The organism is Maribacter sp. MJ134 (assembly GCF_003970695.1).
Taxonomy (GTDB): domain Bacteria; phylum Bacteroidota; class Bacteroidia; order Flavobacteriales; family Flavobacteriaceae; genus Maribacter.
Map to the genome: position 1 here is coordinate 760,525 of NZ_CP034570.1, position 11,925 is coordinate 772,449.

The window sequence follows — 11,925 nt, forward strand, 5'->3', positions numbered from 1 at the left end:
GCGAAACTAGTTTCGCAAGGGTTTTCCAGTTTTCAGCATATGTTGAATACGCTCTAAGGTTTTTCGTTCCGTACAGAGCGATAAAAATGCTTCTCGTTCTATATCTAGCAAGTATTGTTCTGAAACATAGGTCGGTTCCGATAAGTCTCCACCGGCCATTACATATGCCAGTTTGTTCGCTATTTTTTTATCGTGTTCGCTAATGTATCTACTGGCTTCCATCGCATCAGTTCCTACTAAAAACATACCCAACGCCTGTTTTCCCAGTACCTTAACGTCTTTACGAGCAGGTGGTTGTGTGTAACCCGCTTCTGCCATTAATTTCGCATGAGCTTTTGCGGTGGCAATTTGGCGGTCCTTATTCACGACGACAATATCTTTTCCTTTTTGAAGGATTCCTAAATCATACGCTTCGTAGGCCGAAGTGGAAACTTTGGCCATACCAATGGTAAGGAAATACTCTTGAAGTATATTGAGCTCCACATCTCCTTTTCTAAAAGAATCCGAAGCTCTGAGCGCAAATTCTTTTGAACCTCCGCCTCCAGGTATTACACCGACACCGAATTCTACCAATCCAATATATGTTTCTGCGGCGGCAACAACCTTGTCCGCATGTAATGAAAGTTCACATCCACCGCCGAGGGTCATTCCATGGGGAGCTGAAACGGTAGGAATGGCAGAATAACGCATGCGCATCATGGTATCCTGGAACATTTTAATGGCCATATTAAGCTCATCATACTCTTGCTCCACCGCCATCATAAAAATCATACCTATATTGGCTCCCACCGAAAAATTAGCTGCTTGGTTACCAACAACAAGACCCTGATAGTCTTTTTCGGCAAGGTCAATAGCTTTGTTCAATCCCGCCAGGACATCACCGCCAATGGTGTTCATTTTAGACTGGAATTCAACATTCAAAATGCCATCTCCTAAATCTTCAATAACTACACCGCTATTTTTAAAGACCTCCTTAGACTTTCTAATATTATCTAAAATGATAAAAGCATCCTGTCCCGGAATTTTCACCATTTCTTTTTTCGGGATATCGTAAAAATAGGTTGCACCGTCCTTAACGCTGTAAAAGGAGGTAACTCCTGCCGCTTTCATCTCGGACACCCATTTTGCGGCTTCTTGATTTTCAGCAGCTATAAATTCCAAACCTTTGTCGAGACCCACGGCATCCCAAATCTGGAAAGGCCCGTGTTCCCAACCGAAGCCGGCTTTCATGGCATCATCAATCTTATAAAGCTCGTCCGTTATTTCTGGGATACGGTGTGAAACATAAGCAAATAATTGCCCAAAACTCTTTCTGTAAAATTCCCCCGCTTTATCTTTTCCACCAACTAAAACCGAAAATCTGTCCACTACCTTATCAATGGTCTTGGTCAATTCCAAGGTGGCGAACTTAGCACTTTTTTTGGCGCGGTAGTCCATGGTGTCCAAGTCCAGTGTTAGGATTTCTGTTTTGCCTTTATCGTTTTTTGTTTTTTTGTAAAAACCTTGTCCGGATTTACTACCTAACCATTTATTCTCCATCATGGTCTTGATAAAATCCGGAAGGGCGAACAAGGCTAACCTTTCATCGTCCTTACAATTGTCCGCAATACCGTTGGCTACATGAACCAAGGTATCTAAACCTACGACATCTACGGTTCTGAACGTGGCGGATTTTGGCCTACCGATTACAGGACCAGTGAGTTTATCAACCTCTTCAACGGTCATTCCCATTTCCTTAACGGCGTGGAACAAACTTTGAATACTAAAGATGCCAATACGGTTACCAATAAAGGCTGGTGTGTCTTTCGCGATTACGGAAGTTTTACCTAAAAATTGTTCACCATATCCGTTCAAGAACTCCAACACTTCGGGAGAAGTCTTTGGACCTGGTATGATTTCAAATAATTTCAAGTAACGTGCAGGGTTAAAAAAATGTGTTCCACAGAAATGCTTCTGGAAATCGTCACTTCTTCCCTCGCTCATAAACTTTATCGGAATACCCGAGGTATTGGAGGTGATAAGCGTACCTGCGGTTCTATGCTTTTCTAATTTTTCGAAAACGACCTTCTTAATATCCAAACGCTCTACCACAACCTCAATAATCCAATCAACTTGGGCCACCTTTGCGATATCGTCCTCAAGATTTCCCGTGGCGATACGTTTTGCAAAAGCTTGATGATAAATAGGAGAGGGTTTTGATTTTAGGGCAGCGGTCAGCGAATCATTGACCAAACGGTTACGAACTACTTTGTCATCCAAGGTAAGACCTTTCGCTTTCTCCTTGTCATTGAGTTCTCTAGGAACAATATCGAGAAGTAATACTTCTACACCTATATTGGCAAAATGACAGGCAATGCCACTTCCCATTATTCCCGAACCAATAACAGCTACTTTTTTAATATGCTTGTTCATGTACTATGAGCGGTATTAGTGATTTGATTTATCTTTAATATAAATATTCTTGTCTGCTATAAGCTTGTTTATAGTCTCCGTTACTTCAAAAAAACCTTTTAATTTATCATCGGAAACGTGCTGTTTTACCACTTCATTAAATCTCAATACAACGTCTTTTGAATCCTTTCTTTTTTCCAGTCCAAATTCCGTCAGGTGTATTAAAACTCCTCGACCATCCGCAGGGTTAGGCTTTCTCAAAATAAGTCCCTTCTCCTCCATACTCTTTAAAATCCTAGAAAGACTAGTGGCTTCCATTCCCATTTTTGGTCCAAGCGCAGTAGATGGTGTCCCTGTTCTTGGGTCAATACTTAAAAGGGTAAAACCAACTGCCATGGTACTTTCAAAACTTTTTGCCTCTTCATTGTACATTCTGGCAACGGCTTGCCAGGTAGCACGAAGGGCATAATCTATGGTCAGTTCCTTCATTGGTTATTTTTAAGCCATCCAAATATAGGAAAAATTTATTATGCATGCATAATAAATCTCTTGAAATTAGATGAAGGAATAAATTTGAAGTACTACGATGAAGTTTCAAGAAGCTTTTCGTCGTTTTCTGGTTTCTTTATCAAGTACCGCAGGAAATGGGGAAGGAAAATTGGTTAAAAGTGAAAATACCGCAGGGACTGGAAAATCAGTGGCGTATCAACTAGTTTCGTAGGTCGATATATGCCGCAATCTAATGCACAGGACCTCTTTTATTTGCAGGAAGAAAATTTCTTGTTTTCAATCAAGTTTACCACTAGATGCGCATTAAATCATTTATATCTCTCTAGGTAAGCGATACATTGGGAATTTGTCTAATGCCCATACATATCATTATATAATGCAATGTATTTTTCTTTAATGATATTCCTCTTCATTTTCATGGTAGGGGTGAGGTGACCGTCTTCCGGGGTCCACACATCTGCTGTTAAGCGGAATACTTTGATTTGTTCCCATTTACCAAAGTGCTGGTTACAGGTATCCAATTCTTTCTGAATACGTTTCACGACCTCAGGGGAAGCCGACATTTCTTCAAGAGAACCACCCACATTCTTTTTCTTTTTGGCAATCCATTCCTTTACAAACTCGAAGTTAGGTTGTATAATGGCCGCTGGCATCTTTTCACCTTCACCCACTACCATTACTTGTTCAATGAAACGGCTTTGTTTTAATTCGTTTTCTAGCAGGGTGGGAATAACATATTTACCTCCAGAGGTTTTGAACATCTCCTTTTTACGGCCTGTTATTTTTAGGAAACCTTCGCTATCCACCTCGCCTTTGTCACCGGTATGGAAATAATCTCCGGTCATCACTTCGTTGGTCTTTTCTGGGTCTTTATAGTATCCCATCATTACGTTAGGACCTTTTATAAGGATTTCACCATCATCCGCAATCTTTATTTCTACGTTCTCAATGGCTTTCCCTACACTGCCCACTTGGTACATATTATCCGCCATCATACCTACCGACACAATAGGGGAAGTCTCCGTGAGTCCGTAACCTTCCATCACCGGCATGCCTGCAGCGCCGAACACCTTCCCGAGTCTCGGTTGCAATGCGGCACTACCCGAGACCATGGTCACTAGGTCACCGCCCAACGCTTCTCTCCACTTACTGAAAATTAGTTTATTGGCAATACCCAGTTTAAACTCGTACCACGCTCCGTTCTGCCTGTAAGGCTTCCATTGTTCCCCCAGTTCTACGGCCCAGAAAAATAATTTTTTCTTAATTCCCGTAAGTTCTGTTCCTTTAGCAAAAATCTTATCAAAAAGTTTTTCCAGTAGACGCGGAACAACGGACATGAGCTGTGGCTTCACCTCTTTAATATTCTCGCCTATCTTATCGATACCTTCGGCGTAATAGACCGCTGTACCGGAGTATTGATAAATATAAATAAGCACCCGCTCAAAGATGTGACATAGGGGCAAAAAGCTCAAGACCTTCGTCTCACCGTCCATTAGCGGTAAACGCTTAGCTCCGGCAAGGGCATTACTGGTGATATTATTATGTGAAAGCATTACTCCTTTAGGTGTTCCAGTGGTTCCTGAAGTATAAATAATCGATGCCAAATCTTCAGGATTTACGGCATCTTTTCTTTTTTGAAGCTCCTCCGCATTACCGGTATCCGAACCTAAATCAAAAAGCTCGGTATAATTCTTACAGCCTTCAATTTTATCAAAGCTGAAAATCTCTTTTAATTTCGTGTTCGGCAGGACTTTTTTTACTTTTTCCAATACCTCTTCGTCGGAAACAAAACAATAAATAGATTCACTATGGTTCAGCACATATTCGTATTCCTCAGCAGAGATCGTAGGGTAAATAGGTATGGTCTGCGCGCCCGTTTGTAGTACACCGATATCCATGATGTTCCATTCCGTTCTGTTGGACGAGGAGATAACAGCTACTTTATCATTTTTCTTAATCCCCATTCGTAAAAGAGCCCTGCTCACTGCGTTGGCTTTATCCAAGTAGTCTTTTGTGGAGGTAGCCACCCATTGTCCGTCATATTTGGTAACTAAAGATGTTTCCAAATTATATTTCTCTAACTGATAGTAAGGAAAATCGAAAAGACGGGTAACTTTTTGCATACTAGGTTTCTTTTAAGTAATTGCAAAATAGGGAAAGAACGGCAATATTAAAATAGGATAAGTAAAATAAGGGCTATAATTTTTAATTATCCGCAATGAGCTCGATTAAATTATATAAAAAGATGTCCAAGCTTGGCTAGAATTTCTCAATCCCTACAAATGGTGTCTTTGTCGTTAAGGGATAGAGATATGTTATTTAGCTAAGAATTGAAATACTCTTTTTCTTTTTTAGTTACTTTAGGAACAGAGATTTATATTATAGAACCAATGAAAAAATTATTTAGCTTTTGTTTAGTACTGTTAATATTGATGGGATGTGCTGAAAAAGGACCCAAAATTCCCGTTTACGCATGGACCGGTGGACCTGGAGATGCAATGGATACGGAGCTGCTGGAAAAATTCCATGATTTTAAGGGCAAAGGTATTGACGGATTAATGTTTAACGGAGGACATGACCCTGAAACGTATAAACGTGTAGGCGCTTTGGTAAAGCAAGCGGGGATGGAATTTCACGCATGGATACCTACCATGGTCCAAGGCGAAAATCCAAAGATAGCTAAAGACTTGTACGCTCATAATCGCAATGGGGAATCCGCATGGGATAAACCGGCTTATGTGGACTATTATAAATTTCTTTGTCCCAATAGAGAAGGTACTTATAAGTTTTTATCGGAGTTATACGGCAGCGTAGCCGCTGTAGAGGAGATAGATGGCATACATTTGGATTATATACGTTTCCCTGATGTTATTCTTGCAGAAGGACTCTGGGACAAATACGGACTAGTCATGAATCAAGAATTCCCAGAGTATGATTACTGCTATTGCGATACGTGTACGTCCGATTTTAAGGAACAAACGGGCATTGCCATTAAAGAGGTAGAGGATGCCTCACAAGTGCAAGAATGGAAACAGTTTAGATATGATCTAATCACAACAATGGTGGGTCGTTTGGCTAAAGTAGTCCATAAAGAAGGAAAAGAAATTAATGCCGCGGTATTCCCTGGTCCTTCCATTGCTAAAAAGCTAGTGCGTCAAGAGTGGAACAAATGGGATTTAGATGCGGTTTACCCCATGAATTACAACGATTTTTATTTAAAAAATCCAGAATGGGTAGGAACTATAGTAGATGAGGAAGTACGTGCCGTTGAAGGCTTGAAACCGATTTATAGCGGACTTTTCATTTGTCCAAATCCGGAGAATAAAACCCAAGAGAACGATCCAGAAAATCATGGACTATTACCTTCCGAGATAGGAACGGCTATTAGGGCTTCTATGGAAAACGGAGCTACCGGCATTTGTTTATTTACGCCAGAACGAATGAAACCTGAACATTGGGAAGCTTTTGAAAAGGCCATCTACGTGGATTACACTAAGGAATAGGAGCATCTCATAATCCTTAACTTTCTGGTTCAATTATTCTCGAATACTACCGAGCGGATACTTAACTGCATATCCGTAATGTAAATATTCACAATCTTTTTATCGACTAAAACCACTCGTCTACAATAAATCGTTTTTGAACGGGTTATATATACGCTTGATACTTTTGTAGGAAAAATCTTTAATTATATATTATAGATTTGCTTCATAATCAACGTCCCAAATTAAAACGTTATGAAAACAAATTACACTTTCAGTAGGCTAAGAGAAATACTAATCTCTTTCATCAGCCTTTTTTTCATGTACCATACTAGTGCCCAATCAGAACCTTTCAATTGTGATTTTAACGCTTATCTGTTTCAATACAATGATGTATATGCGCTAGACCTAGCATCGGGTAGTTCGTACTTGGTAGCTCCTGACATTACTGAAGGTAGGATTAATGCTGCGGCCTATAATTCTGCAGATGGTTACTTATGGGGTTATCTAAGTTCACCTTCCATTTCTCTTGTTAGTATAGGAAAGGACTTTAGTACAGAAATATATACGATTCCAGAACTTCCTAACAACGGTAACAAGTACGTTGGTGCTATCTCCCTTGAAGGTGTATACTATTTTAAGGCTGGCGGCAGTAGCTATTACAGTGTAGACCTTAATCCTGAATCTAACAACTATCTTCAATATTTAGGAACACAACAACTTAGCCGAAGCGTTAAGATACACGATTGGGCCTTTAATGCGGTGGACAATATGCTGTATACCGTAGAACAAAAAACCAATCTTCTTTTACGAATAGATGCCAGCACGGGAGAAGTACAGAACTTAGGGGAAGTACCTATCTTATCCGGTTTTTCATATACCTATGGGGCGGTATATTTTGATGTAGATGGTAACTTTTACGTGTCTGCAAATCAGACAGGTTCGGTATATAAGATTAGTAGTGTCCATGACATAGAAAACGGAAGTATGAACTCTAATATTTTCGCTTTCGGTCCCGCCGCATCAAGTAACGATGGTGCCCGTTGTCCTACCGCACCAGTACCGCAAGAAGATTGTAAAAATGGTGTCGACGACGATGGCGATGGTCTTACCGATTGTGATGACCCCTCATGCTCGGGTGTTGCGAGTTGTCCAGTCATAAAAACAACCTCCAGTGCTAATAAAGGGGGGCTAGAAAGCAATGATAGACTCGCAAATTTAATAAGTAATAGAAATTATAATAGGGCCAAAACGAACTACACGTTCAATAAAAACGATGCAAAGAAAGTACGCAAGAGCCAATTATATGGTAAGAGTGCTAAAAACGGAGTTAGTAATATACCCTTAGGAACTCTAGTGCCGCTAGGAATAATAGGAGAAAGCAGTACTATAGAATCTTCTCCAGATGATTTACTGGACCTGACCAATGCATCGGATATTTACTCCGTGGACTACCTTAACGGAATAGAGAATTTAGCTTCCGTAATGGTGATTAAAACAGAGGAACAAGTCTACGAACACAGTAAGTTTATTTGCGACAGATTTTTAGGGGCAGAGCTACTTTCTGTTTCCAACATACAACTAAGGGAAAAGGATTTTATCAAATCTATCATCAAACAACCGGACGGTAGTCTAGAATTTGCATTGACCTTTTCGGCGAGGGTAAATACCAACAGTGAATTTGTAGTGGAGTCGCATTGGAATATTGATGCTTACCCTAATGATACGGCGTACTATAATTTTCAAATATGGTCCAATTCTGTAGACGGACTCTTACTGTTAGCAGATGAAATCTTAAACCTACTGGAGGCTAATGCAACTATCGCTAACTATGCAAGTTCAACACCACCTCCCGTATTCGTTAAATCTGCGAGTTATAGGAACGGAGAGGTATTCCTAAATCTAATCAATAGAAATAAATCGGAACGGATTAATCTAGAAGGCGGCATGAAATTAACCGAAACCAGTACTACGGAAACCATAGGGGTATCTGCTGAGATAGATGGATACCTGGATACGGTTTCCCTAAAGACCGGAACATTATTCGATTTAGGTTTTAGAGTAAGTGCCGGATTGGGTGATACCCCAGATGATTTATTCGTAGCCGACGCTCCATGGGGGCTAGATGCCAGTACTACAGGAACAGTTGTAGATGACTATATGGTATTACCGGCCGACGGTCCATATCTTGGAGATGGTTACCCTATCGAACGGAATATTGCGCTGAAAGGAATAACTCAAGATTACTTAGGCGTTTATCGCGCTCTTAGTCCTCGATTTTCTCCGGTGGATTTAAGTACTTACAAAAAGTTAAGTTTTGAAGCCCAAGGCACTGGTGTTCTAGAAGTAAAGCTATTAAAGGGAGATGGGACAAGTTATGTAAGCACGGTTAACTTAACCGAAGAGCTCAATACCTACACTTTGAGCGATACTGATTTTGAGGGAGAGATAGTGACCGACTTTGCCGACTTAAAAGTAATTGTTTTTAATTTGGTCGCTGAGAACGGTTATCGTGAGGAGAAATCAATGAACTTATCTAATATTGATTTTAATAATAGAGAGCCCTCGGTAACCTTCATAGATGCGGATACCAACAAATCTGTTGTATATCCCAATCCTATGGTAGAAGCTGCGTCCATCTATTTCTATGAACAGACAAATAGTACATATACGTTTGACCTGTTTACCATGACGGGTAGACGCATAGGTTCTCATCACTTAGAAGGGGATAGTGTTTCCGGTCAGAACAGCATTGAAATAAGAAGAAAAGGATTAGCTCCAGGACTTTATTTGTATAAGATAAAGAGTAGTACGGATAAAATATGGAGTGGAAGATTAATAGTCAGATAATTAGGTTGGATGTTTGGTAGCTGCGCCCGTCATATTGTTTGACGGGTGCAGTTTTTTTGTGGTATTCTTATTAGAGCTCAACAAGCACTTCAAAATTAGCCTTTGTTGCTATTGGTATACCCTCTGAGGACATACCCTCAAGAACTACCTGATAATCTCCAAGCGTATCACCCGCATAAAAGGAAACCAATGCTTTTCCGTTTTCATCTAGTTCAACATAGGGTTTCCAAAGTAGGGTGGTGCGGTTATCATTAGCAACCGGTTTAGACTGATTTGAATCGTATTTAGGCTCATAAAACCTTCTGGAATAATCGTAACCGGGATATTGAAAATTCAAGGACCCACCAAGTTTTGCTCTCGAAATCGTATTTTCTGTGCCGTCTTTTGAAAATATAGCCACGACCCCATTTGCCGCTCTAGAACCATAAATGGCCGCTCTTGGACCCTTTAGCACATCGATAAAATCGACGTTAGAAGGCAGCATTTGCTGTAAAATATCACCGCCAACAGGAGTTCCGTCTAATAAAACCAATGCAGAACCGGCTCCGGGGCCACTTTCCGGGTCGGCGTCACTTAAACTGGAAGCTGCTCTTAAATAAACAAAACGCTCTCCAGTAGTCATTCTCCTGACGGTAAGGCCCGGTACCCTTCCAGCTAAGGCATCTAATAGGTTTGTGAATCCCAGCTCGCTAAAATTTTCAAAATCTACCGTATGGGAGGGCTCTCTGTAAAGAACCTTCTTTCTTTTTTGTACATATGTATCCTTCTTCTCCACTTTTTCAGCCTTTATTAGTACTTCTTCAAGCGCTATGGTATCATCATCATACAGAAAGGGTCTATTAATTTCATTAATACTATTAAACGCCTTAGATGGTATAGTATTGATAAAAGCATTCCCATTCATCGGATGCACTATAGGCGACCGTAGTGTATCCAATATAATGTTATATTTAGAGGTAGGGTTCCGTTTCCTTTTTGGATGGTAGACATTCGCACTCAGCAAGACAGTCGTTGAATCTGTAAAGTTGAGGTCGCGAAAGCGGAATCTACCGTCCGCATCTGTTTTTGCGCGGTCCTGAATTATTTCCTCTTGATTATTGGCGGTAAGTGAGACGCTACCCGTTAGTGTTTCTGAATTATTGGTGGCACTGACTACTTTACCCGATAGGCTAATTCCTTTTTCCGGTAAGAAGTAATCGGCAGATGCCATTGGCTTGTTCTGCACAACATATTGACGCCATCCCTGCGTACGCATCAACAGGTCTAAATTCGCTTTCCGTTCTGGGGCATCGGAATTAAAGTAATATCCCGGTTGTTCAATCTTTCCCCTGACTACGGCACTCAATTGGGTGTAGGTTTTAATGTCCAACGCATGGTTATTATCCACATTGACCAGCGCATTGGAAACGGAGAGCGACATGTCCGTGTTCGCGGCATTGAAACCCATGTTATTTACGGCTATCTCCAAGGTCACCAGTTCTCTTTTTTCAAAAGAATTTTTGGAACTTTTTACAGTCACCTTTTCATTGAAATCTCCACTTTCATGAAATAGGAGACGTTCTGCGATAGGTTGTTGTTGGTCGTTCCATAGTGTTAGTTCTAGCGTCCCTTCATTTACGATATCCTTTGCTAATTTTATGAGGGTGGTGTTTTCCTGTTTATTAGCGTTTACTGCCAGGTTAAACTGTACAGCTCCTTTTTGTTTGCCCACAAGCATATAGTCCTTTAGCTGTATGTCCGATGTTGCTCTTAGTTCTATTTTGTAAAAGTCCTCTAAATTTAAAACGGTCATAAGCACGCCGCGATCTTTCGGGGTGGGCAACTCAAACTGTAGTTCTTCGCCATTATGGTTTAGATGGGCACTATAGGTTTTATCTGGCTTTGGGATAAAATGAAAAAGTCCCATGCCTAAATGGGTAGTACTGAAGTTGGTTACCTGGTTGCCCAAATCATCCTTAATCTGGCCTGACACAGAAACACCGTTTCCGTCCGAATCGAGCACCTTGAAAGCGATCGGGTTAAGAAATCCGTTTATGGCATACCCGCCTTCCGGAAAGAACTGCATATCCAGCGCGTTATCTTGATTTGTGCTACTATAGTTTACCATGGGGTCGGACTCCCCCGTATTTACGAAAATATGCTTCGTATAGTAGTGTTCCGCACCAAAGTTGCGCATGTAATTGGTATATGCCCTAATGGAATAAATGCCGCTGGCAGGCACATCGGAAAGTTTAATATCCCCGGCTGCGGAGCCGTCTTTAGTTTTTAGGACGTTTTTGGAAAGGATAGTTCCGCTAGATCCAATAAGCTCCACATAAACGACTTCGCTAAGTGCTGTAGGCGTATGCGTTCTACCGTCCATAAGATAGGCTTTGAACCAAATGGATTCCCCGGCTGCGTAAAAGCTCTTATCTAGATGTAAGTACAACTGTTCTAGCGGGAGTTCGTCATTAACGACGAGCTCCTGTTTTCCATAAACAAAGGAACCGTTTGCTATAGAAAGAATGATAGTTAGAAGTGCGACAACCCCTCTATTGATAATCGTACGTTTTTGAGCGTATAATCTTGTTAATTCCATATCAGTAAAATAAACAAGAATTATCAAAAACCTTCTAAAAAATAGTTGATTAACAAAACTTTAGGTACTTAAAAGCGCCTTTAAGTTGTAAGACCATCCAATCCTAAAACTGAA

General features: G+C 40.7%; 6 protein-coding genes. 2 read left to right on the plus strand and 4 right to left on the minus strand.

Features of this window, described 5'->3' with window-relative positions; all coding sequences use genetic code 11:
• Positions 1 to 6: 6 nt before the first annotated feature.
• The 3 genes from EJ994_RS03215 to EJ994_RS03225 form a co-directional block, all read right to left on the minus strand.
• Positions 7 to 2,412 (minus strand): 3-hydroxyacyl-CoA dehydrogenase/enoyl-CoA hydratase family protein, encoded by a 2,406-nt coding sequence (locus tag EJ994_RS03215; protein WP_126591175.1) that lies wholly within the window; start codon positions 2,410 to 2,412, stop codon positions 7 to 9.
• A 15-nt stretch (positions 2,413 to 2,427) separates the two neighbouring features.
• Positions 2,428 to 2,880 carry a MarR family winged helix-turn-helix transcriptional regulator gene (locus EJ994_RS03220; protein ID WP_126591176.1) on the minus strand — a complete coding sequence of 151 codons (453 nt, stop codon included), beginning with the start codon at positions 2,878 to 2,880 and terminating at the stop codon, positions 2,428 to 2,430.
• 371 nt (positions 2,881 to 3,251) lie between these two features.
• The gene (locus EJ994_RS03225) at positions 3,252 to 5,024 is read right to left on the minus strand and encodes an AMP-dependent synthetase/ligase (RefSeq protein WP_126591177.1); all 1,773 of its coding nucleotides are present in this window, start codon (positions 5,022 to 5,024) and stop codon (positions 3,252 to 3,254) included.
• 267 nt (positions 5,025 to 5,291) lie between these two features.
• Between EJ994_RS03225 and EJ994_RS03230 the strand changes: the two genes are divergently transcribed.
• Both EJ994_RS03230 and EJ994_RS03235 read left to right on the plus strand, forming a co-directional pair.
• Positions 5,292 to 6,404 carry a hypothetical protein gene (locus EJ994_RS03230; RefSeq protein ID WP_126591178.1) on the plus strand — a complete coding sequence of 371 codons (1,113 nt, stop codon included), beginning with the start codon at positions 5,292 to 5,294 and terminating at the stop codon, positions 6,402 to 6,404.
• A 234-nt stretch (positions 6,405 to 6,638) separates the two neighbouring features.
• The gene (locus tag EJ994_RS03235; protein WP_126591179.1) at positions 6,639 to 9,233 is read left to right on the plus strand and encodes a DUF6923 family protein; all 2,595 of its coding nucleotides are present in this window, start codon (positions 6,639 to 6,641) and stop codon (positions 9,231 to 9,233) included.
• Positions 9,234 to 9,303: 70 nt separating this feature from the next.
• Here EJ994_RS03235 and EJ994_RS03240 read toward each other — a convergent pair whose 3' ends face one another.
• Positions 9,304 to 11,811: a TonB-dependent receptor plug domain-containing protein gene (locus tag EJ994_RS03240; RefSeq protein WP_126591180.1), complete on the minus strand. Its 2,508-nt coding sequence runs from the start codon at positions 11,809 to 11,811 to the stop codon at positions 9,304 to 9,306.
• Positions 11,812 to 11,925: the final 114 nt, after the last annotated feature.

What these genes read in the sequence shown, in the direction of transcription:
- EJ994_RS03225 (WP_126591177.1), bottom strand. Translation starts at nt 5,024, where the DNA reads ATGCAAAAAGTTACCCGTCTTTTCGATTTTCCTTACTATCAGTTAGAG.
- EJ994_RS03220 (WP_126591176.1), bottom strand. Translation starts at nt 2,880, where the DNA reads ATGAAGGAACTGACCATAGATTATGCCCTTCGTGCTACCTGGCAAGCC.
- EJ994_RS03240 (WP_126591180.1), bottom strand. Translation starts at nt 11,811, where the DNA reads ATGGAATTAACAAGATTATACGCTCAAAAACGTACGATTATCAATAGA.
- EJ994_RS03235 (WP_126591179.1), top strand. Translation starts at nt 6,639, where the DNA reads ATGAAAACAAATTACACTTTCAGTAGGCTAAGAGAAATACTAATCTCT.
- EJ994_RS03230 (WP_126591178.1), top strand. Translation starts at nt 5,292, where the DNA reads ATGAAAAAATTATTTAGCTTTTGTTTAGTACTGTTAATATTGATGGGA.
- EJ994_RS03215 (WP_126591175.1), bottom strand. Translation starts at nt 2,412, where the DNA reads ATGAACAAGCATATTAAAAAAGTAGCTGTTATTGGTTCGGGAATAATG.